This window comes from Paenibacillus sp. FSL F4-0087, from assembly GCF_038020215.1.
GTDB lineage: Bacteria > Bacillota > Bacilli > Paenibacillales > Paenibacillaceae > Paenibacillus > Paenibacillus taichungensis.
The window spans coordinates 3670291-3694010 of record NZ_JBBODJ010000001.1; the positions used below are offsets into that span (position 1 = coordinate 3670291).

Below are 23720 nucleotides of genomic sequence, written 5' to 3' on the forward strand. Positions count from 1 at the left end.
ATACTACTACATATAGATAAGCTTTTTGCATAAATCCAAAGAGCGTCTTTCAATCAGCAAATTATAGATCGAAATGATTCTGTTCGTCTTTACGCTGATTAGATCAGAGTGTTCGTTTCTGGCCAACTTTTGTACCTGAGAGTGAGTCTGAATGGATTATGCAAATGCGATAAAGGATTAATTAAATCCTAATGGGTTAATATGAGAGCAGGGTTTACTCATCAATGGGGATAGCGGGGGCAGGCTTATGAACTATTTTGCTGACTTAACGTGGAAAGAGTCCATTAAGGACGTTATCGATATATTGATCGTTACCTATATTATGTACAAATTGATTTTGCTTGTGCGGGGTACCCGTGCGGTTCAGCTGCTTAAAGGTATTCTGTTCCTTGTAGTGATCTGGGCACTAAGTACGTGGCTAAATCTCTATACGCTCAAATGGCTGATGAACCAGATGTTTACGTTTGGTGTCGTTGCGGTCTTTATTATCTTTCAACCGGAACTTCGCCGCGGTCTGGAGCAATTGGGTCGAGGCAAACTGTTTGGACGCTCGGCAGCAGCAAGTGATGAAGAATTAACGGTGTTAATTGGTGAGATTATTAAGTCCGTAAATTATTTGTCACGACGTAAAATTGGTGCACTGGTTGTATTCGAACGGGAAACGGGTCTGAACGATTACACAGAGTCCGGGATCCAGATGCAATCTCTGGTCAGCTCAGAACTGATGATTAACATTTTTATTCCGAATACACCGCTCCATGATGGAGCCGTCATTATACAGGGCAAACAGATTTCGGCGGCAGCCTGTTATTTGCCTTTGTCCGAGAATCCGTTTATTAGCAAAGAGCTAGGAACGCGTCACCGAGCAGCCATTGGGATTACCGAGGTTGCGGATGCGATCTGTTTGGTTGTTTCGGAGGAGACAGGACAAGTGTCACTTGCGATGAATGGACAGGTTGTTCGTGATATTAAGGAAGAATCGTTGATTGCCAAACTGTACGAAGAACTGCGTCCAACATCCAATCTGACTAAAAAGAATGGTTGGACTACCTTCTGGAAACGGAAGGGGGGACGTAAAAATGGATAAATGGTTCAATAACAACAATTTTGCCAAGATTCTCGCTTTAGCGGTGAGTTTGTTGCTCTGGTTCATGATACATCTAGATGAAGTACCAACTACGCCAACGATCACGACAGGGACAACTAATAAGGTTGTGGAGCGTACTGTGCCTGTTCAGCCTTATGGACTCGACAGTAACTCCTATGTACTTACTTCATTAAGTACGGATGAGGTACGTCTGGAGATTAAAGGGCAACGTTCGATGTTAACTTCGATTTTTACGAATGATGATTATAAGGTGCTAGTGGATCTTAGTCAGGTGAAAGATGGGTCCAATACGTTACCGCTAGTACCCGATCTGCCTTCCGGGGTTGAGGTAGTTAGCATGGAGCCTTCCATGGTTACGGTCAACGTGGAGAAATTGGGCACCAAATCCTTCAATGTGAATATTGTACCCGAAGGAGAACCATCCGCCGGATATAACGCTGGAACGCCCGTTGTTGAACCTTCAGAGCCAGTTAAGGTAACTCTGCCGGAAGGGCAGCTTGACGCCGTAGCGAAGGTTCAGGGCAGTGTGAGCGTGAAGGATGCGAAGGATGACGTAACGCAGAAAAAAGTGAAGCTTCAGGCATACGATGCCGAAGGCAAGGTCATTGAAAATGCGATTGTTACACCAGAAACCGTTGAAGTCCGTATTCCGGTCAGTCAGCCCTATACAACTGTGCCCTTAAGAATCAAATATTCGGGACAGCTGCCGGAGGGGATGGTGCTCTCCACGGTTGAACCAAGCGTGAAAGAAGTCTCGGTTTACGGAACAGAGGATGCGCTTGCGGGTATACAGTCCTACGACCAAGTAACCCTTGATCTTACACAGTTCAATGAGGCAGGAACGTCTACAGTTAACGTGGACTTGACGCCGCCTCCCGGTTTTGAGAAAATCGAGCCTAGTTCGATTCAGCTTAAGGTGACGGTATCGCCTTACGATGAGCTTCAGGAGACGACCAAAGTCTTTCCGAACGTACCCATTACGCTTACTGATGCGGGGAACGGGCTGGAAGGGACACTGGTGACTCCCAAAAGTGGCGGCTTGAATATTACGCTTAGAGGTTCTTCCACGATGCTTGAAGGTCTAAGTAGTGATGATATCAAGCTGACTGCGGATCTTGCTGGACTTGCGGTAGGCACACATGAAATAAAGCTTGAGGCTGACTTGCCTCGTTTTGCCAAACTGGATGAATCATCAGTTGATCTGAGCGCTACCGTCAAAATTAGCGAAAAGGCTGATGATACGACGGTTGCTCCCGGCGAGGATCCGAATGATGAAGGAACGCTGGGGCCTGATCCTTCACCAGCCGAAGTCGAGAATGGAGATACCGAAACTGCTCCTGGAGAAGAAGAAACAGAATCGAATACGGACAATCAGGAGCAGAGCCAGCAGGGGAATACCAGTCGAGGTAACTCCAATAACAGCGGTAGCAGTAATAGTGGCTCCAATCCGTAAAGAAAATGTTCAGATCAGAATTTTAAAAATAACGTTTATGCTCTTATATGATGCGAATAGAAGGAGTTAGATCATGGGGAAATATTTTGGTACAGACGGCGTAAGAGGTGTTGCCAATAAAGAATTAACGGCGGAGCTGGCTTACAGCATCGGACGTTGTGGTGGTTATGTGCTTGCAGGCGGTGTGGAAAGACCGAAAGTGGTTATTGGTATGGATACCCGAATCTCGGGGCTTATGCTGGAATCCGCACTGGTTGCAGGTTTGCTGTCCATTGGCGCCGATGTAATTCGTCTGGGTGTTGTATCCACTCCTGGAGTGGCGTATATTGCTCGTCTGCTGAAAGCCGATGCAGGGGTAATGATCTCGGCTTCTCACAATCCGGTTGAGGATAATGGAATTAAATTTTTCGGGGGAGATGGCTTCAAGCTGTCCGATGAGACGGAGAACCGGATTGAAGAACTGATGGATGCAGAAACGGATCAATTGCCACGCCCAGTAGGTGGTGGTTTGGGGACCGTTACTGTGGATGAAGAATCCCGTTATCGCTATTTGGACTACCTGAAAACAACGGTAAATGAATCGTTCTCAGGACTCAAAATTGTTCTGGACTGTGCTAACGGAGCAGCTTATGAACTGGCACCCAAGTTGTTCAGAGAACTTGGTGCAGAAGTCATTGCCATTGGCGCTGAGCCTAACGGCCTGAATATCAATGAGCAATGCGGATCAACTCATCCAGAGCATTTAAAACAAGAGGTGCTGAAACATAATGCGGATCTGGGCCTTGCTTTTGACGGGGATGCGGATCGTCTGATTGCTATTGATGAGACAGGAGCTGAGGTTGATGGTGACTTCATTCTGTGCATCTGTGGTGATGCGATGAATCGTGCAGGCAAGCTGAAAGACAGTACCGTGGTATCTACCGTAATGAGTAACATCGGATTCTACAAAGCAACGGAGAAACTGGCACTGAAAACAGCTAAGACTGCTGTGGGTGACCGTTATGTGATGGAAGAAATGCGCCGTGGGGGTTATAACCTGGGTGGAGAGCAATCCGGTCATGTTATTTTCTTGGATTACAACACAACAGGCGACGGCATGCTGACAGCGATTCAGCTTGTGGACACGATGAAGGCTTCCGGTAAAAAACTGAGTGAACTTAAGGCGCTGATGACCCAGTATCCACAAGTATTGGTGAACGTGCGTGTTGAAGATAAGAGTAAATACGAGGGCAATTCCGCGATTGAGCAAGCCATTGCTACAGTAGAGCAGCATCTGGGCGATAATGGACGTGTACTTGTTCGTGCGTCCGGGACCGAATCCCTGATCCGCGTTATGGCGGAAGGACCAGATAAAGATGAACTTGAACAATTCGTATCTCAAATTGCAGATGTTGTGCAAAAAGAACTGGTATAGGACCTGATCCATAGGCCTTCCAAACACGGTTGTTTCAAGGGAATCACTGTCTCATAAGGTTTAATCTAACAGGGTTTATGCCATACAAACCCATATTCCTACGTCCCGGCCTAGTGAGACCATGGGTCTGTTTATCCGGTCGGGATTGTGGGTAAATATGCCGAAATTGTCACAGGTACTTTGCTCCATTGCAAAATGAACCTGACGTGCATATAATGAGTGGAGTCGTCATTCAGACACAGAAAGTGAGGATCGTAAGGTACTAGTTACACAAGCGCCAGAGCTTGAAGTTGCGCGGGAAGGATTTTGATCAGTACTAATCTTGAAACAATAAAGATGTTACTGAGCAAGACCGACGGCAATCAAGCTGACGAGGTGGAGGTGTTCGGATTGTTCGGCGGGGACCTCCCGGTGATGCACCAGAGCCGTAAACCGGATTGCGGAAAATGGATGGGTGACTGTCCACACAACGCGCCGGTAGGTGCAAGATTCAACTAAAATTCAAATGAATGTGCGCGAAGAGCGTGAACAGTGCGCGGACGGGAAAATGATGTACATTCATGATTGCATCTAATAACAGCTTATGACTGCGGAGCGGCAAGAGGCTGCTCTGATCATTGATAATTGAATAATTGAAAGTTTTCATGATACGTTAGGCAATCATTTTCATTTTTTCGATATGCCGTGCCAGCCTGTTTCTCTTCGTGACACAGTATTCATATACAAACGGAGGAAATAAACTATGTGCGGTATTGTTGGATATATTGGTAATAAGAACACTCAATCGGTATTGGTCGAAGGCTTGAAGAAACTCGAGTATCGTGGTTATGATTCTGCAGGTATCGCGGTATTCACACCGGAAGGTCTGCAAATCACGAAAGCTCTTGGTCGTCTTGCGAACCTTGAAGCTAAGCTGGATGGTGCACCACTGGTAGGTAATGCCGGAATCGGACACACACGTTGGGCAACTCATGGTAAACCATCTGATGAGAACTCTCATCCACACACGGATGGAAGCCAGAAGTTCTCTGTTGTGCATAACGGTATTATTGAGAACTACCTGGATCTGAAGGACGAATTGATGGCTCAAGGTCACACGTTCACTTCCGAGACAGATACTGAAGTTATTTCTCACCTGATCGCACGTGAATACAATGGTGATATCGTTAAAACAGTGCAAAAAGTGATCACGTTGTTGCGTGGCGCATTCGCACTGGGTGTATTGACAGAGCATGAGCCTGAGAAACTCGTAGCTGTGCGTCAAGCAAGCCCATTGATTATTGGTATTGGTGAAGGCGAGAACTTCATTGGTTCCGACATCCCGGCAATTCTGGAACATACACGTAACGTGTACATTCTGAATGATGGTGAGATGGCTGTATTGACACATGATGCTGTCGAATTGATGACGATTGAAGGTAACTTTATTTCTCGGGAAATGATTCGTGTCGATTGGGATGCTGTAACCGCAGAAAAAGGCGGATTCGAGCACTTCATGCTGAAAGAAATTCATGAGCAACCAAAAGCATATCGTGATACAATGCTGGGTCGCATCGATAATGAAAGCAAAAAGGTTCAACTTCCTGAGTTGAAAATGACTGAAGAACAAATTAAAAATATCCGTAACGTTCAAATCATCGCTTGTGGTACAGCGTACCATGCAGGTCTGGTTGGACGTACAGTGATTGAGCAATTGGTACGTATTCCGGTTGAAACAGATGTTGCTTCCGAATACCGCTATCGTTCCCCGATCGTAAGCAAAGATACACTTGTGATCGTGGTGAGCCAATCCGGTGAAACGGCTGATACACTTGCTGCACTGCGTGAAGCACAGTCAAATGGTGCACATGTACTCGCCATCACTAACGTTGTAGGTAGCTCCATTGCACGTGATGCGGACGATGTGATTGCAACACTGGCAGGACCGGAAATTGCAGTAGCTTCCACCAAAGCGTACACTTCGCAATTGATCGCGTTCAACCTGCTGGGTCTGTACCTTGCACAAGTTCGCGGCACACAAACAGCAGAAGAGATTGCTCACACGCTGGCAGCAATGCAAGCATTGCCTGAGCAAGTTGAATCCATGCTGGAGCAAGCGGAAGCTATTAAAGGATATGCAGAACAAATCTCCAAACATGAACATCTCTTCTTCATCGGCCGCGGTCTGGACTATGCAGTAGCACAAGAAGGATCGTTGAAACTGAAAGAGATCTCTTATATTCACTCCGAAGCGTATGCTGCGGGTGAGTTGAAACATGGTACGCTCGCATTGATCGAGGACGGTATCCCTGTCATTGCTTTGGCAACGCAGGAGAACGTGCTGGAGAAAACTGTGAGCAACATCAAAGAAGTGAAAGCACGTGGCGCAGACGTACTGGCAATTACGTACGAAGAGCACGTAGCACCATTGCTGAAATCCGTTGACCAAGCGTTTGCGATTCCTAAGACGTTGCCACTGCTCAGCCCGGCTCTGTCCGTTGTAGCATTGCAATTACTGGCATACTACGCTTCCCTGGCACTAGGTCACGATGTGGATAAACCACGTAACCTGGCGAAAAGTGTAACGGTAGAGTAAGGGATTGTTAAATTCTTATATTATTTAAGTTTATATTAAAAGGGTCCTGATGACAGTTGTCATTAGGACCCTTTTTGTTATGAACCTTTCCATTATGAATCTAACGTTAAAATTCTTATGTCGAAATCAGTAGAGGGCACATTTATGAAATCCTTTGACTGAAGCAAAGTTTATAGGGTAAGCACTCTGGTTATAGGGGCCAAACAGAAATTTTATCTATTTTTCGAATGGAATTAATTAATTTTCATTGTTATATGAACATAAATCTTTAATCCAGAGATAATACATCTTAAAGACTCTCTGCACGATTAGTTTTAGTTTCTAACGGTAATACCCACGAGCAACAGGATAATTTGAAATGAGTTTAAAAATGATGCTCATAAATAGAGTTTTCCATTGTCATGTTTGTTTTAGAATTTACTATTGGTTACGCCCAAGTCGTAATCGTTTCAACTGGGAGACGATAGGAAGGGTAGCCATCTTTGGCTGCTTTACCTATGGAGATCAACATCACGGGCTGGAAACGCTCTTTATCTAGTCCGAAGGCTTCAGAGATCTGGTCTTTATCATAGCCGGCCATAGGGTTCGTATCATAGCCATGGGCACGGGCAACGAGCATGAGTTGCATGGATATGAGACCTGAGTCAATGAGATTAATATCACGTAGTTGGGAAGCGTTTATGTTCGCATAATAAGGTTTTACCTGCTGCATTTGCATATCCATGATGTCTTGTGGCATGTATCCAAGTTCCACTGATTTATTGAAAATCTCTTCCATGTATTCAACGTTATTGGCATCGTAAAACACGGCAATGACAGCCGAGGACGTTAGTGCCTGTGTCTGGTTAAAAGAGGCTAGTGGTGCAAGCTTCTCTTTGCCTTCAGCACTGTCGATGACAAGAAAACGCCACGGTTGCATGTTAATCGCCGAAGGGGCACGTGAAGCTTTCGCCAGTATCTCTGTCATCTCCTGGCGGCTGATTTTGACTTCAGGGTCGTAGACCTTAACGGAATGGCGCTCCAAGACGATGGTATCAAAATCATTTGTTTTGTTGAATTGGCCGGTAATTGTATTCATATGGATATCTCTCCTCATATCTAATATTGGTGAGAGTGGGTTATGGGGTTACCTCAATCCGTCTCACTATGAGGATTGTAAACTATGAAGTATACTTTATAGCAAGAAAAAGAAACGAGGGCGATCCATATGAAAATTAGTGAAGTAGCCAAGAGTGTAAACCTTCCGATATCCACTATTCGTTATTATGAGAAGATAGGTATTATCACGGATGAACATATACTGAGAGATAAAAATAACTATCGGGTATATGCCCAGAGCATTATTCAGCATCTGGAAGTAGTTAAACAATGTTTAGCTGTTGGTTTTACGATCCATGAGATCCAATCTATGATCTCTAAACAGGGATTTTCAAGTAATGAACAAGCAAGCGTTATCCAAGCGAAAATAACAGAAATTGAAGAGGCACAGAAAAAATTAGAGAATTCCAAACAAAATCTGTACGATATTCTTAAGGCGGATATCACTTGTGAGGATGGTTTTGGCAAGTATTGAGCCTCACGTCCCTATTGAGCTTATTATTCAGTACACTCTAACATCAAATCGAAACAATGGAATACAGACCGTTCTGTATACGTAGACTACCGGGTTGCCCCGTTTCAACTTTTACCTCCGTGGCGAATACCCCGGGATTGCGTCCGTCTGGGAACCATGGCGTCTCTTTGTCAATTACAATAAACATGCCTTCCGCGTCCCCGATGGGGGCAAATTGTTTTCCGTCTCCGGCAAAGGGTTCAAGGTGATACTGCCCATTCATTTTGCTTATGGTATCGGGTACATCATCGACAGGCAGACCAATCTCGCTAATGCATAGTAGCTGCCTAGAATCAAAGGTTTCTTCGACTGCATTATCCAACGAATGGTGTGCGATGAACTCCATCAAATTACCACTCGGGTCATAGAAATAGATAGCTGTTGCGTCCCAGTAGGGGAAATAGAACTCATCTTTATCATCTTTAGAAAGCAAAGGAATGTTTCGATCTTGAACCCATTTCTTGGCTTCAGCAAGTTGGTTTGTCGGAATCGTAAATGCCACATGATAGAAGGGCTTTTCCTGATCAGGAGCGTGCTGAAATGAAAGGACCGAATTTCCTGTGCGGAACGATACGGATGATGCACTCTCATCCAGTAGCTCCAACTCCAGTAACGTACCGTAAAACTGCTTCATGGCCTCCATTTGATGGGTGAACAAATTAACCTCTTTTATTTGCATTCAAGTCACTCCCTCTGAACTTATCCTTGATTAAAATAATCAATGGTTTTCTCAATAAATGCTTTGGCAGATTGGGTCAGGTAACGGTCGGACCGATGAATGATCTCAAAATGACGGTAAGGGGCATCGTCCGTAATTCGGATGCTGCGTAGTGTTGGTTCATTCATTGCCTTGATCAGTGGATATGGCAGCACTGTTCCGCCAACGTTAGCTTTGACCAGACTAATAATGGAGGTTGCCGAACTTGTCTCCATTATTGTATTCAAGGTAAAGCCATATTTGCGGCAATAGCCATCAACCAGTTCTCTGCCCGTGAATCCTTCCGGAAACATTACGGTCTGAATATCGCGCAATTCCTTAATTCCAATCTCATTTCGTTCAGCCCAAGCGTGGTTCTCCGAAACGACGAGTACATATTCTTCGCTGCACAAAGGAATGCGGACAAGACGGTCATCAGAGTTGGAAGTGAGCTCGATGCCGATGTCGACTTCGTTATCCAACACTTGATTCAGTACATAAATCGAAGAAACAACCTTTAATTTTACCTTGGGAAAATGGGCATGAAAATTAACGAGTAATGGAGTAAGACGGTAGTCCAAATCGGAGGGTAGGACACCAATCACCAGCTTGCCTCGTTGATCATTGCGGAATTCAGCTAATGCATCTTGGGTATTCTGTAAATGCCGAACCATTTGTACACAGTGCTCTAGAAATAGTGTTCCCGCCTGCGTCATCACAATCTTTTTGCCTACCCGGTCGAACAAGGGAACGCCCAACTCATCCTCCAACGCTCGAATCTGTTGACTCAAGGTAGGTTGAGAAATGCCGATTTTATCTGCTGCACGTGTAAAATGGAGTTCCTCACAAACGACGATAAAGTTCTCCATTTGGCGAATTTCCATATGCTTCTCCTCATATCATTGGTTTTTATAATCATTTTAATAGAAACTATTGTATTGTTCAATCATCTTAATACTTCTATACTAGTCTTGCACCACAAAAAGATCTACAGCCTGGATCATTAGTGAATGCAGCTATATAACAATACATGAGGTGATCCATAGTGAAACTATTTTATATCGTTCTGGCGCTTATTCTGGCTTCATTGAATTTGCGACCACCCATTACATCCATTTCACCACTAATGAGTACCTTACAAAGTGATCTAGGTATTAGCGGAATTACTGCAAGTCTGTTAACTACGCTTCCCGTATTATGTATGGGTATATTCGCTCCATTTTCCGTAAAACTGAGCAGGAGGTGGGGGAATGAGGGCGCAATTGTTTTGGCATTAATCCTTATTGGAATGGGTACGGCATTGCGGTTGTTCGTGGGTGCAACGCCTCTGATGATGTTTACTTCATTTCTATCCGGTGTAGGGATTGCATTGGCTGGTCCGTTGTTGTCCAGCTTTATCAAGCAGTACTTCCCTACGCGAGTTGCTGCCATGGTGGGGCTTTACTCTACAGCAATGGTCGTGGGGGCCAGCTTTAGTGTTGGATTATCGGTTCCCCTTCAAAATATCCTGGGAGGGTCGTGGAGGGGATCGTTAGCGATTTGGGCATTGATCGCCGTCATTGCTTTGCCCGTCTGGATGAGATTAGCCTTGGTAGCACGAAAAGATCGACAATCGGGGCAGATTTCTACTGTGAACGTTGAAGCTCTTCCAGTGAAAAATAGTCGAGCATGGGTGCTGACGTTGTTCTTTGGACTGATGGCAGCGATCTTCTATTCATTGACTGCATGGCTTGCGCCTGCGATCCAGAGCCAGGGATATACGAAAGAGACTGCCGGAAGCATCCAAACGTTATTTACGTTAATTTCATTGCCGTCTACGTTATTCATTCCAATGCTCGTTCACCGTTACCAAAGACGTGTATTCTGGCTTGTTGGATGTGCGTCAATGGAGTTGATAGGAGTCTTAATGCTGAACCTGTCCGTCAGTCCTTGGTTGGCTGCGATCCCACTCGGCATTGGTGCCGGGGGACTGTTTCCGATCGCTCTGATGCTGCCCATTGATGAGACGAATAACGCTCAGGAAGCCAGCGCCTGGTCAGCCATGACTCAATCGGGCGGTTACATTCTGGGCGCGCTCGGTCCACTGGCGCTCGGTTGGCTCCATGATACCACGGGCAGCTTTGTTCAAGCGTTCTATGGTCTGGCTACAATCATCGTGCTGCAAATCATAGTTCAGTTGGCGATAGGCAATAAAAAAAGCTCTCCAGCAGTTCATGATAAATCAGAGTCCAGAGTTTGACGAAAAAAGATGGATATCGATGTGCAATGAGGTCTCTGGAGGTATCATCTACATGCTGGTTCCTGTTGCGGGCACACATTGCAAATGGTTAGTTGTTGGCGGTAGTTAAATGTGGTCCAGCAAATCCAGATAGTGCTGTCGTAAGGATTCCTTTAGGTGATCTGGCTCCAAGATCTTAATGGACTTGCCGAAGCTTGCGAGATAGCGAATGATGAACTCAATCTCATGGTCTTCATACGACCCGACTAAATAGGCGTATCCAGTTTGTCCAGTATCAGTTCCAGATTCGTTAATAATCCGCATGGATGGAAACTGTTCTTGCTGGAACAGCTCAATCCCGGCTTCATTGATCAGACATTTAAATGGGATAGCGCTCTCTGATGGTTTCCATAACGAGTGGGTATCCTGTAGATTGAGTTCATTAATATGTGGTATAGGTTCGATGTCTGTCACCTCAGACGAGGTGATTCGGTCACATCTGAACACACGGTAGGCCTGTTTATCAAGATCATACGCCTGGCAATACCAGTAGCCTTTCATGGCATAGAGGGCGATGGGCTGAATGGTGCGTATGCTGGGCTTAGTTTTATCGGGATTTGAGCTGTTATCTGGGTTAATACTACTGCTGCGAATATGTTGATACGTAATCTGTATCACTATATTCTGAACAGCGGCCATTAATAGAAATTCCAAATGCTCACTATCCCGGATTTGCTCGGTGTGTCGAAAAGAGACCCGATGCTGGATTTGTTCAATATCCTGTCTCTGGTTTTCGGATAGGGCACTTAGAAACTTCTCGTGAATGGAACGAAAAGAGATCTGAAAGGGCAGGTTGGTAAAGCTGCGTAATGCCTGCATCGCAAAGTAGAGAGCATGAAGCTCACTCGTATTAAACGAAATGGGGGGCAGCTGCATCTGCTGAAGCAAACGATACCCGCCATAACGTCCATATTCGACATAAATGGGAGCACCGATTTCCTCCAATGACGCGATGTCTCGTAATGCAGTTCTTTTGGATATCTGAAACTCCTGCATGAGATCTTGCAGGGTGAAGTGCTGTTTTTGATTGATAAAGCGCAGCATCTGGTTCATTCGTTCCGATTTTTTCATAATAGAACCTCTCAATGGTGCCATAGATTGGCACCTTTTTTCGTTATAGTAAATAGTGTAATCCAATCAAACGAAGGAGGCAATACAGATGAATTTTGAAGTGATCCCGTTTCTGTCGATGAATGGTGATGCTGCGGCAGCCATTGCTTTTTATGAGAAGTACCTGGGGGCTAACGTATTATTCAAGAAAAATTATAAAGAGATGAAGGAAATGAATCCGGGGTTTGAGTATCCTGAAGGGCAGGATGAATATATTACACATTCGGTACTCCAGATCGGGGTAAACAAATTGATGATTGCTGAGGAAGAAATGGATACGAGTCGCCCTTGGCAGCTGGGAAACAGTACATCATTATGCATTCAATCGAAAGATAAAAGTACGATGACAGAGCTGTATAATTCGCTGGTACAACATGAGCAGGTTAAGGTGCTGGTGCCTTATGAACAAAACGAGTTTAGTCCGGGGTATGGAATTGTCCGTGATCCGTTCGGAATCGTGATTCAGCTTTGTGTGACGGTGCATGATTTTTAATTAGGTAAAAATGAATCCGTAATGAGCCTGAAGGATGTATATCCTTTAGGCTCATTACGGATTCTTTAGAAGTTGTGGTTTCCTACTCCCTAAACTTTCTGTAAACGGGTAGCGTCCAGTTTGGCAAGACGTTTCATCACTTTCTTCAGCATCACGGAGGCTTTGACACGGAGAGGAAGATCGTTGGATATTTCGATACTGTACGTACCAGCGAGAACCTGCTCTTTGAGCTCGGCAACCGATGCACATGGACGATCCAGCACATTGAATACACTACCGTATTGCAGACACTGGTGGGTATCGCTTCCGGCAGTGACGGGTTTACCGAGGGACTGGGCGAATGGTTCAACCTGCCCACGGCACGTCTCGATGCCGTATTGATACATATCCTTGGCGTTCAGATCAAAAGCATCCAAACGTCCCAACAAATCACGGTCCAACTGATACAGCGGGGTAGACTCGCGGAAAGGGTGTGCGCCAATTTTGAGCAAAGGCCAGGCTTCGGCCATATTCAGCAACTCGGCAAAAGGAATGAATGAACCTTTGGCTGTATATGGTTCCAGGCCGCTGCGGACGGCAAGGATATGTTCTTTTTGGCCCACTAGCAAAATATGTCCTGTCTCCTGAATATCCACTTCCATGCCGGGAAAAATGCGCAGTCCTTCTGCCTCGTAGTACTCTCCGTTGTATGGATAGAGACGATCCAGCGTCTCATAGACTTCGTAGAAGTTACGGGTGTTAAAATGTTCAGTGAGTGCGAGGGCTTCGAGCCCGCTGGCCTTGGCTTCGTTGACCATTTCGGTGAAGTAATCAACCGAGAAATCAGAGTTTTTGGATAATTTTCCGTGAGTATGAAGATCAATGCGAATAGAAGACACTCCTTTATTCCATGAATGGTTAATGGTATGAATAGTTACAGCATTTTATTTTGAATTACAGAATCTCGTAATACCCGCCGACCCAAAACAGCAGTGCAACATAGATTGCCGATCCGGCGAGAAATCCGAGGTCACGTGAGGTGATTTTCAGATGGGCGAGCTTCAGGCGTTTGGATTCGGGATGCTTCATGCCGTACGAAAAACCGCGTGTCTCCAGTGCTTCCACCGTTGTGCGGGAACGTTTGGCGGTAGCCAGCATTAGCGGGAAGAAAGACACAATGAACAGCTTCATATAGTAGACAACGAGTCGCCAGTAGAGCCATCCGTGCCGGGAAGGAACCTGACCCCGCAGTCTGTAGGACAGCATGATGTTGCGGAATTCACCGAACAGCACCGGCAATATGCGATAAGCATAAGAGAGGCTGAAAGAGAACGTAGCAGGCATGCCTAGCGCAAGCAACCCATCACCAATCCGTTCTGGGTCCATGCCGGAAAAGACGGTGATACTCGCTAGCGAGACGATGGACAGCTTCAAGGTGAGCAGCAGCAGGGGGAATGCAGATTCCAGATTGCCGCCGAAGAACAGTGAGATGATAAACATCCACCCGACCTGGCCGATTAATCCTAGGCAAAGAATGATAATGATAAAAGGAGCGGCTCTGGACAGTATGGTGGTCGTCACCATCAATAGAAACATGCCGAGCAGCACAGTCCCGTTATGAACAAACCAGGGAACGATGGCAAAAAAGAGATACCAGATCAGCATGGCACGGGGATCAATCCGCGACAGGCTGGCATGTCCGCTGCCATATACAGTATTCATCAGCTCAAGCTGAATGCGTTCAATGGATATTTTGTCAAACCAGTTGCGGACAAGCTGCATGATGCATATCCTCCTTGGTGAGTGATTGATTCAACAGGCTATCAACAAAAGCCTCGGTTGTTGATGAAAGTGTAGGCAGTCCCATACGGTGGGAGAGCTCCATGATCTGTGTAAGCGCAAGTCCGGAGCGGCGCAGAAGGGATTCATCTGCAAACACGTCGGCAGGTGTGCCGTCTGCTTCCACCTGACCATTGTGAAGCACGATAACGCGACTTGCCCACTGGGTAACCAACTGCATGTCATGTGTGGCAATGACGGTTGTTCGCACATGCTGATCCAGCTCATCCAGCACACCTATCAGTTCCTCGCGAGTGGCAAGGTCCAGATTAGCGGTAGGCTCATCCAGCAGCATAAGTGAAGGCTTCATGGCTGCACCGATCGCAAGTGTGACACGCCGCTGTTGTCCACCACTGAGAAGCCGGGCATCCCGCTCTTTCAGCGGAGTAAGCCGGAAACGCTCCAATACATGTGCAATTTGCTGGTCAGCATCCGGGATGCGACGGTTCTTCAGGAAATACGCGACTTCTTTGCGGACACTGTCCTCGATAAACATTTCGGAAGAGTTCTGAAAAATATAGGCGACTTTCCCCGCCAGCTGCTCCAAAGAGGAACGGTGCGTAACTTCGCCCAGAACACTGACACTGCCTTCCTGAGGTAGGCTAATGCCAGCCATCATCTTCAGTAAGGAGGATTTGCCGGCACCATTATTGCCAATCAAGGCAATCCGTTCTCCTTCATGGAGTGAAATATTAACACCACGAATGACTTCATGTTCTTTTTTGCCCAGTCCTCTGTAACGTAGTCGGGTTTGATGAAACTGAACGATAGGAATCAACGGTTCAGCAGTAGAAGCAATCGTTAGGCGCTCGGAATTCACCATCTGATTGGGAACGTCGTGTGCCAAGTTTGAATAGGATGAAGGTTCATTTTGCAAAGAACCGAATGGCATGGATGGGTAGTGCTCGGCAAAATAAACTTTTGCTTCTTCCACAGTAATTGGGAAGCGTTGTCCTGAACTTGAGGGGGCCGCATTTGTTCTTTCTCCCTGCGATAATTCCGCAGCCTGAACAGCTGCCCGTGTCACCTCAGGAGGCTGAATGCCAAGCCGCTCCAGATCGGTAATGCGATTCAAACCTTCCTTGACGGGAAGATTCCACAAGACTCTGCCTTTGTCCATCAGTACCACATCCGCGCAAAAGTTGGCGATAAATTCAGTATGGTGTTCGATGACGATAATCGTCTTGCCATATTCCGTATTCAATTTCGAAAGGCACTCATAGATAAGTCTTGCATGCTGCGGGTCAAGCTGTGAGACAGGTTCATCCACGATCAGGATATCCGGGTCGAGCGACAGAGCTCCGGCCAGAGCGAGCAGATGTTTCTGCCCACCACTCAATTCCCAGATGTATCGGTTATGAATGGCATCCAGACCACACATGGCAAGTGCGCGTTCACCGAGCTCCCGATAGTTGGGCAGTCCGTAATTGAGTGGTGCAAAGCAAGCCTCGTCCAAGACGGTGGGTCGTACGAGCTGGTTGTCGAAATCCTGATAGACGTAACCAATCTTTCTGGACAGGTCTGCAACACTTCGGCCTTCGGCAGGCATGCCGAGTACATGAACTTCACCGGAGAAGTCCCCTGTGTAGAATTGAGGAATAAGGCCATTAAACAACTTGCAGAGGGTGGATTTGCCGCAACCGTTGCTCCCGATAATGGCTGTAAAACTACCTCGTGGGAGTTCGAGCGAAGCTCCATTCAGTACAGGCTCTTCCGAGCCAGGATACGTAAAGATGACATTTTGAATGGAAATGGCAGAATCCGATGCGGGAACAGAAGCTGATGTGGACATTTCATTATGCATAAGGGCGATTCTCCGAACCGGGTACCGTTTTATTTTTGCTCCGTTTAGCGCGCATGATCAGTAATGTCACCACGGCAACCAATGCAGCAGCTCCGATACTAATCCATATTGAAGCCGAACCATATTGATCTGCATAGTCCGTCTCCCAAACAGCGAAGTTGATATCCATTTCGGATAGAGATTCCGCACCAAAGGCAAGTGCAAGCAGCAGCACACCAATCAGGATCAGTTTCGGACGGAAGAAGCCGATACCTTCATATTTCATCCCTGGATTACGAGGTTTGATGCCGAGCAGTGGTTCAATTTTGCCATAGAGCAGTGGGACGAGATACAGCGTAGGCAGCAAAGCGAACAGGATGCCTGAGAACAGTACGTCATTCAGAAAGCCAACCCCTTCGATCAGCACAACACTTTCCGCAAGTCCAGGGACGGCATCCAGCTGCTCTACACCAATCCACACTTTACCGATATCCACCAGTGAACTGAGGAACTGATGAATGATGACACCTGTCATGGCTGCAATTCCGACCTGTCTGCGATTGCGAGGATCACTGACCATACGTCCTGCGACATACATGGCAAAGGCAAAGGTAATGAATTTCTCCAGCTCGCCCAGTCCGCCAAATTGCCCCAGCATCAGCTCACCGAAGATCACTTCGCCAAGAGCCGCACCAAGTGCAGCTATCATGGGGTGGAACAAAATGCAAAGTGTCAGCGGAATGAAGGCAAAGTACTCAACAGACAATTCAATCGGTCCAAGCTGGAGCTTGGGAATAAGCTCTGTGAACATGTTGGACAAGCCGTACAGTGACATGGAAAGCACAAACACCATCATTTTCTGTGAAGACGTCAGCGTATAACGCTCAGTCATCTTCTTCATCGTTACATACCTCCCTGAAAGTTGGTGATCATCATAGCCACAGTCTAGGGGCAGAGTATTAACGGGAGAGAAGACATTTGTAAATCAAATGTAATTTTTATTACACAATCTGAAATTAATGAAAAAAATATTACATACATAACCCACTTCTTATTCTCTCAACTGATATACTGAGTGCAGAGCGAGAAAAGGAGTGCATACGGAATGAATTTGTTTACTCATAAAGAACAGCTATCACCAGGCCATCTGAAAATTGCTGATTTTGTTGAACGAAATCCGGAAGAGATTCTGTTCATGACGGAACAGGAGATTGCCGACAAGCTGGGGGTCAGTATTGCGACCGTATCCCGTTTCTGGCGTGCGGTTGGATATGATAATGCCAAAGCATTCAAAATCCGGCTTCGTACATCCGAAGACACTACACCTGCCCTCAAATTAAATAAAACCATATCCCGCATGGATACGGATAGCCTTCCTGTTCAGTTACTGGAGGCCTCTGTTAGCCATTTGCAGGAGACGTTGTCCCATATGAAGCAGGGGGATCTGGAGCACGCAGCATCCAACCTTGCTGAAGCACGAAGAGTATACGTATATGCTCCAGGGCCCTCCGCTGGTTTAGCGGAATTATTGTCCTTTCGGCTATCCCGATTCGGATTGACGGTCATCCATCTCGCCGGAGGTGGTCATGAATTATTGGAATCACTGATGCACATGCAGCGGGAGGATGTTGTGCTGCTGATGTGTTTTACAAGACTCTTGCCTGAAGCAGAAGTCATTCTGGATTATGCCAGAGATACAGGCAGCAAAGCCGTACTTGTAACAGATCGGGAAGACCTGTTATATGGATTGGCGACGGAGTTATCTTTTTATGTCAGCAGAGGGGAACTTGGCGAATTTCATTCCATGGTTACTCCACTCCTGTTAATGGAGCAGCTGGTGCTGGCGGTGGGATTGAGGCAGAAGGAGCAGGCGCTGTCCAAGCTGGAACGGCTGGCTGATCTGCGGAGTCGGTACGCAGACAAATTGCCGCGAGGCTGATGGATGAAAATAGTAGCGTAATACACAGTGATGACTACAGATAACATCAAAGGTATGGAAGGTTATACCATAATTAGGGGCGGTTAAACCGTCCCTTTTTGTGTTAGCATTTGTTTATGAAATATAATGTTTAGACAGTTAGTTTATTGGGTATAAAAAGGCAAACCGTAACCGAATTGTTATAAATTGATTTGGGAGTGATCCAATTGACTGCAATTGGAGTATACAATAATAGAGTCGTCTCTATTCAGTTGAATACATAATTGCGATACAACAGGAACTGCCAAAATGAGAACGGTTTAATCATGGGAAGAGTCAGGGAGTGGGGATCGCTTTGCCTATAGTAGATGTAGAAAATAAAGATGTTGTCACCGATGCATTGGTCATTAAGGCGATGGAGAAAAGTCTGGCTATCATTCGATTCGATATGGATCGCCGGGTTACGTATGTAAATGAAGTCTTTGCCCAGACGATGGGCTATACCGTAGCAGAGATGTACGGCATGCAGCATGAGCAATTTTGCTTTGACGAATTCGCGAAGAGCCCCGACTATAGCGCATTTTGGAGCAGTATATTTAACGGTACCAGCTTCCAGGACAAGGTTGAACGCAAGGATGCAAAGGGAAATCCCGTATGGCTTGAGGCGACGTATATGCCTGTCTATGATGAGTTGAATCAGAATATTCTGGGTGTATCCAAAATAGCTACCAACATCACAAACCGTCAAAATAATATTTCAGCTGTAGTTAACGAACTGAAGACGATGTCACATGATCTGAACGAACATGCTGATATTGGTATTGAGCGAAGCCGTGAGCTGATGTCCAGTATCACATATATATCTGAAGTTTCTGCCCACAACCGAGCGACACTGAGTCATTTGCAAGAACAGGCTCGTTCTATTCAGGGAGTTGTTAAAACGATCCGCGAAATTGCATCGCAGACTCAGCTGTTGGCCCTGAATGCTGCGATTGAAGCGGCACATGCGGGCGAATATGGGCGCGGGTTCGATGTTGTAGCAAAGGAAGTACGCAAACTATCGGCTATGGTCGAAAATTCCATTAATGAAATTCGGGATAGTGTGAATGGGATAACCAATGAGATTACGAACATCTCTGGCGGAACACAGAAGGTTGAGGGATACGTGGAGCGAAGTCAGCAGCAGATCGAGGTAGCGCTGAATGATTTTACAACCATTGCGGCGTCTGCACACCTACTGGATGAAAAGGCGCAGCACGTAACCAAAATCGTTTAGACAAGTTAAATCCATACCCCATTAGGGAAGCGGGTGCCAGTAGTGGCATCTGCTTTTTTGTTGTTTAAAAAACGGGAATTATTGTGAGCAATCAGGGAAACAATACTCAATGTTACCAAGAAAGTCTAGATAATGGGGTGAACCGGATGTGGTCGAAAATACTTGCTTATTTGCCGGAGTGGCCGATGTGGGGACAGGCCTTTTTATTATTTTTGATACCGATATTGTACATGAAAGGGTATCAGTGGTTGCGATCATCCTTAAAAAAAGGGACCTTTTCAAATAAAGATCAACAAAATCAGGATGCATCAACCAATTCTTCTTCGGACGAAGAGACTGGAAATTACGCAAATATAAGGCTGACCGGGGACTATGCTAAGGATCTGATTAGTGTAAAAGCAACGTTTGGCCAGAACTCAGATGTACGTATACGAGAGTTTATGATAAGAGGAACGAATACACCGGCAGCTGTCATCTTCGTGGAAGGGTTAGTTGATCATGATCGTTTAGATACTCACATCTTCACGCCCCTTATGATTAGGGGGGTTCCCGATACAGAGCGGACTATATTTGAAGAACCGAAAGATGAATATGAGCTCAAAGCTTACGTAAAAAGTAGTCTTTTGCCTGTTGGTGAACTTCAGGAAGCGAAGACTCTGCAACAAGCGGCGCAAGCGGTTCTTAACGGCAAAAATGCTCTATTTGTTGAAGGAGTGGCCAGTGCTCTTCTTGTTGGCTCAGCCAAGGGGAAAAGTCGTAGCCTTGAAGAGCCGGTATCTGAGGCACTGCTTCGCGGGCCAAGAATCGGTTTTACCGAGCGGTTAAGTGATAATACCGGAATATTGCGGCAATTCGGAGGTAACAATGAGTTGTTTATGATCAAACATCAGGTGGGAGCCAGGGTTAAGAGGGATCTGGTTATTGCGTATATCGCAGATATTGCCAATGCCGATCTGGTCACTGAGGTGGAAAAACGAGTCCAGAACCTGGACATGGATATCATGCTTGAATCCGGTTATGTGGAACAACTGATTGAAGATGATGAATTGAGTCCTTTTCAACAGATTCAGAATACAGAGAGGCCCGATCGTGTAGTCAGTGGGTTGTTAGAGGGACGTGTAGCTATTTTACTGGATGGGACACCATTTGCATTAATAGTGCCATCGACCTTTAGCATGCTGCTTCAATCTCCCGAAGATTATTACGAGCGCTGGATTCCGGGGACGTTTCTGCGTATGCTTCGTTTCTTGGCGGCTACGATTGCACTGCTAGGACCTGCTTTGTATATCTCCTTTATCTCATTCCATCCGGGTCTTATTCCGACCAAGCTAGCTTTAACCATTATTCAAACTAGACAAGGTGTGCCTTTCCCATCTGTTATTGAGGCACTGATTATGGAAACCTCGATTGAAATTTTGCGGGAAGCAGGCATTCGTCTACCAAAGCCAATTGGACCAGCTATGGGTATCGTAGGTGGTCTAATTATTGGGGATGCCGCAGTGCAGGCCGGAATTGTCAGCCCGTTTCTGGTTATTGTTGTGGCAGTCACTGCAATTTCTTCGTTCTCCATCCCTACATATAGTGCCGGGATAACACTTCGTATATTGCGCTTTGTAGGAATGTTCAGTGCGGCAATATATGGATTGTTTGGGGTAGTCATGTTTTTCTTGTTGCTCTGCAGTCATCTCGTTCGGTTAAAGAGCTTTGGAGTACCTTATGTCACTCCGGCTGTGCCTTACAGCCTGTCGGATTGGAAAGATTTCTTTATTCGAGCACCTTTAGGAATGATGAAGAAGCGTCCAAGTATGATGCATCCAAAAGACCCTGATCGCAAAAAGTAGGCATATCGGATATTCAGGAGGTGAACCATGAATCGTAAACAAGACCAACTGACGACAGTTCAAGCTGCAGCCTTTATCATCAATTACATGTTGGGTGCAGGGATCCTCACACTTCCTCGCACCACGGTGACGGCTGCAGGTACGCCTGACGTATGGATTTCAATAATATTGTCCGGTCTGTTAGTTATGTTGATGGGTATAATCCTCGTAACCCTGTGCCGACGATTTCCAGGAAAGACCGTTTTCCAATTCACTGAAGAAATTACGGGAAAGTGGTTTGCTTATATCTTGGGAGTAATAATCATCGCATATTTCATTACTATCTCTGCCTTTGAAATCAGGGTGATGGCTGATGTCACCGGTTTATATTTATTGGAGGGAACCCCAGTATGGGCCATTGTCATGGTGTTTATGTGGATCGGTTTTTATCTGATCTCGGGAGGTGTCAACTCCATGGCTCGCTTGTATGAAATCATTTTGCCCATTACGCTAATTCTTTTTGTGCTGGCCATTTTTCTGAGCAGCGATCTGTTTGAAATTAATAATTTGAGACCTGTGCTGGGAGAGGGGATTATGCCTGTTATTAAGGGACTTAAGCCTACAACTTTAGCGTATACAGGTTATGAGATCATGTTTGTAGTAATGGCTTTTATGAGAAATCCGGAAAAGGGAAAGAAGGCCATGGTCTGGGGAATCCTTATTCCTATGGGCATCTACTTTATCACCTTGGTGATGGTCATTGGCAGCTTATCCATTGAAGGTATGAAAACAAGAACGTGGCCAACCCTGGACTTGATGCGCAGCTTTGAAATCGAAGGTTTGGTCTTTGAACGATTTGAGTCCTTATTGCTTGTAATCTGGATTATGCAGATTTTCTCTACTTTTACCATTACCCATTATGCTGCTTCTCTCGGATGTTCGCAATTGTTTAAGAATAAGCAGCTGTCATGGATGCTCATTTTGCTTCCCATTATTTATATCATTGCTATGCTACCAGAGAATGCGAACGACACGTTTAAGCTAGGCGATGCTGTCGGATATGTTTCCATATATTTGTTTGGTGTTGTACCACTTTTGCTTCTGCTGTTGAGTATGATCCGAAAAAAAGGAGGAAAGTACAATTGAACAGTTTCAGAAGGCAATTAACCATTTTGTTAACGTTGTTGCTGCTAGTGTTTACTTCAGGGTGTTGGAGCAGTAAAGAGATCGAAGATCTAAGTGTTTATGTGGGTCTGGGGCTAGACGTGGCTGAAGAGTCGAAATTTGAAAAGAGTATTAATGCACAAGGAGGCCATTATCCCAAAAATAACAATTTTACAACTACCGTACAGATCGTTCCGCGGATTGGACCCAAACAGGCAACTCAAAAAAGTACCGGTGCTTCCGAGGGACAATCTTTTTTGAATGAAAGGTTAACTGGAGATTCTCTGTTTCAGATCTTTCGTCAATTTGCTCTAAGAAGAGACCGTCCGCTCATTGGTCATCATTTAAAAGTTATTGTTGTTTCCCATGAGTTGACCAAAAAATATAGCTTGGAGCAGTTACTTGATTTTATTTTGCGAGATAATGATATCCGTCCCAGTTCCCTTGTTCTGGTGAGTCATGGAACAGCCTTCGAAGCTCTTAGCTCCATAGAACCTGGGGAAATCCCAGCCTTTTATTTAAAGGGAGTGGTTGCTAACTCGTACCGTTCCAATAAGATCCTCCCTCCTGTATCTCTCGCGAAACTTGACGGGAAAATGCAATCAGGAGCAAGCTTTGTTCTGCAGAATGTCATTACAGCTGAGGGGGAACATAAATTTTCAGGGGCAGAGATCTATAAAGGAGAAACGAAAAAGTGGATCGGCTCCTTTAACCAGATTGAGGTTGAAGGATTGTCCTGGATCACAGGGGAGGCTCAAGAAGGAGCTGTGAAATCGTACGCTTCACCTAATGGGCATACGGTGACTTATGAAATCAAGTCTACCAAGAGTAAGATTACTCCAATAATCCAAGGTAATAACATTTCTTTTCATGTAAAGATTGAATCAGAGGGCCAACTCATGGAAGATTGGAGCGCTCCAGAAATCCCTTCAACAGACAAGTACATTCAGGAATTGGAGGTAAAGTTTGCTGATACAATAAAAGAACAAATACATCAAGTTATGAGCAAAATGCAGAACACCTATCGGGTGGAAGTGGCCGGATTCGGAGAGCAGTTACGGATCAAACATCCGAAGGTGTGGAAAAAAGTCAAAGAAAATTGGGATGAAACGTTTAGTCAAATTCCTGTGACATATGATGTGAAGTTGAATATTAAAGATTCCGGTTCATCGACGGATTAAAAAAATGAGGGGGAAGTCCG

At 45.6% G+C, this 23720-nt stretch carries 20 protein-coding genes; 12 read left to right on the forward strand and 8 right to left on the reverse strand.

The features are described from left to right. Positions 1-247: 247 nt before the first annotated feature. From cdaA to glmS, 4 genes are all read left to right on the forward strand, one after another. Entirely contained in the window at positions 248-1087 is an 840-nt protein-coding gene (cdaA, locus tag MHB84_RS16910; RefSeq protein ID WP_063567044.1) for a diadenylate cyclase CdaA, read from the forward strand. Then, a complete protein-coding gene (locus MHB84_RS16915; RefSeq protein ID WP_076291155.1) occupies positions 1080-2561 on the forward strand; it encodes a CdaR family protein in 1482 nt (493 codons plus the stop codon). Before cdaA ends, MHB84_RS16915 begins: the two co-directional genes overlap by 8 nt. A 73-nt stretch (positions 2562-2634) precedes the next feature. After that, the gene (gene glmM, locus MHB84_RS16920) at positions 2635-3975 is read left to right on the forward strand and encodes a phosphoglucosamine mutase (protein ID WP_076291156.1); all 1341 of its coding nucleotides are present in this window, start codon (positions 2635-2637) and stop codon (positions 3973-3975) included. A gap of 742 nt (positions 3976-4717) precedes the next feature. After that, entirely contained in the window at positions 4718-6550 is a 1833-nt protein-coding gene (gene glmS / locus MHB84_RS16925) for a glutamine--fructose-6-phosphate transaminase (isomerizing) (RefSeq protein WP_076291158.1), read from the forward strand. Positions 6551-6977: 427 nt separating this feature from the next. On the opposite strand, the gene MHB84_RS16930 is transcribed toward glmS, so the two are convergent. Further along, entirely contained in the window at positions 6978-7628 is a 651-nt protein-coding gene (locus MHB84_RS16930; protein WP_076291159.1) for a nitroreductase family protein, read from the reverse strand. A 129-nt stretch (positions 7629-7757) separates the two neighbouring features. Here MHB84_RS16930 and MHB84_RS16935 point away from each other — a divergent pair, with 129 nt between their 5' ends. After that, a complete protein-coding gene (locus tag MHB84_RS16935; protein ID WP_076291160.1) occupies positions 7758-8123 on the forward strand; it encodes a MerR family transcriptional regulator in 366 nt (121 codons plus the stop codon). Positions 8124-8166: 43 nt separating this feature from the next. Here MHB84_RS16935 and MHB84_RS16940 read toward each other — a convergent pair whose 3' ends face one another. Both MHB84_RS16940 and MHB84_RS16945 read right to left on the reverse strand, forming a co-directional pair. Then, positions 8167-8841, reverse strand: a complete 675-nt coding sequence (locus tag MHB84_RS16940; protein WP_076291161.1) for a VOC family protein — start codon at positions 8839-8841, stop codon at positions 8167-8169. A 20-nt stretch (positions 8842-8861) separates the two neighbouring features. Continuing rightward, on the reverse strand, positions 8862-9743 hold the full coding sequence (locus MHB84_RS16945) for a LysR family transcriptional regulator (RefSeq protein ID WP_076291162.1): 882 nt from the start codon (positions 9741-9743) through the stop codon (positions 8862-8864). 161 nt (positions 9744-9904) lie between these two features. Here MHB84_RS16945 and MHB84_RS16950 point away from each other — a divergent pair, with 161 nt between their 5' ends. Next, a complete protein-coding gene (locus MHB84_RS16950) occupies positions 9905-11098 on the forward strand; it encodes an MFS transporter (protein WP_076291163.1) in 1194 nt (397 codons plus the stop codon). Positions 11099-11203: 105 nt separating this feature from the next. Here the strand turns inward: MHB84_RS16950 and MHB84_RS16955 are convergent, their stop codons facing one another. Then, a complete protein-coding gene (locus MHB84_RS16955) occupies positions 11204-12208 on the reverse strand; it encodes a helix-turn-helix transcriptional regulator (RefSeq protein WP_076291164.1) in 1005 nt (334 codons plus the stop codon). Between the two features lie 88 nt (positions 12209-12296). Here MHB84_RS16955 and MHB84_RS16960 point away from each other — a divergent pair, with 88 nt between their 5' ends. Further along, positions 12297-12740, forward strand: coding sequence for a VOC family protein (locus MHB84_RS16960; protein WP_076291165.1), 444 nt, complete (start codon positions 12297-12299; stop codon positions 12738-12740). A gap of 89 nt (positions 12741-12829) precedes the next feature. Here the strand turns inward: MHB84_RS16960 and MHB84_RS16965 are convergent, their stop codons facing one another. The 4 genes from MHB84_RS16965 to MHB84_RS16980 all read right to left on the reverse strand — a co-directional run bounded on the left by MHB84_RS16965 (position 12830) and on the right by MHB84_RS16980 (position 17242). After that, complete coding sequence (locus tag MHB84_RS16965) at positions 12830-13609, reverse strand: PHP domain-containing protein (RefSeq protein ID WP_076291283.1); 780 nt, start codon at positions 13607-13609, stop codon at positions 12830-12832. 64 nt (positions 13610-13673) lie between these two features. Further along, positions 13674-14501, reverse strand: a complete 828-nt coding sequence (locus MHB84_RS16970; RefSeq protein ID WP_076291166.1) for an energy-coupling factor transporter transmembrane component T family protein — start codon at positions 14499-14501, stop codon at positions 13674-13676. Next, positions 14476-16362 carry an ABC transporter ATP-binding protein gene (locus tag MHB84_RS16975; RefSeq protein ID WP_083679064.1) on the reverse strand — a complete coding sequence of 629 codons (1887 nt, stop codon included), beginning with the start codon at positions 16360-16362 and terminating at the stop codon, positions 14476-14478. The genes MHB84_RS16970 and MHB84_RS16975 overlap by 26 nt, the downstream gene beginning before the upstream one ends. Further along, positions 16355-17242, reverse strand: a complete 888-nt coding sequence (locus MHB84_RS16980; RefSeq protein ID WP_076291167.1) for a cell division protein FtsQ — start codon at positions 17240-17242, stop codon at positions 16355-16357. The genes MHB84_RS16975 and MHB84_RS16980 overlap by 8 nt, the downstream gene beginning before the upstream one ends. 204 nt (positions 17243-17446) lie before the next feature. On the opposite strand from MHB84_RS16980, the gene MHB84_RS16985 reads away from it, so the two are divergent. The 5 genes from MHB84_RS16985 (at position 17447) to MHB84_RS17005 (ending at position 23700) form a co-directional block, all read left to right on the forward strand. Beyond that, the gene (locus MHB84_RS16985) at positions 17447-18280 is read left to right on the forward strand and encodes a MurR/RpiR family transcriptional regulator (protein WP_076291168.1); all 834 of its coding nucleotides are present in this window, start codon (positions 17447-17449) and stop codon (positions 18278-18280) included. 334 nt (positions 18281-18614) lie between these two features. Next, on the forward strand, positions 18615-19535 hold the full coding sequence (locus MHB84_RS16990; RefSeq protein WP_246318030.1) for a methyl-accepting chemotaxis protein: 921 nt from the start codon (positions 18615-18617) through the stop codon (positions 19533-19535). Positions 19536-19681: 146 nt separating this feature from the next. After that, entirely contained in the window at positions 19682-21376 is a 1695-nt protein-coding gene (locus MHB84_RS16995) for a spore germination protein (protein ID WP_076291169.1), read from the forward strand. Positions 21377-21403: 27 nt separating this feature from the next. After that, positions 21404-22501 carry a spore germination protein gene (locus MHB84_RS17000; RefSeq protein ID WP_076291170.1) on the forward strand — a complete coding sequence of 366 codons (1098 nt, stop codon included), beginning with the start codon at positions 21404-21406 and terminating at the stop codon, positions 22499-22501. Next, positions 22498-23700: a Ger(x)C family spore germination protein gene (locus MHB84_RS17005; protein WP_076291171.1), complete on the forward strand. Its 1203-nt coding sequence runs from the start codon at positions 22498-22500 to the stop codon at positions 23698-23700. Before MHB84_RS17000 ends, MHB84_RS17005 begins: the two co-directional genes overlap by 4 nt. The last annotated feature ends 20 nt before the right edge of the window (positions 23701-23720 follow it).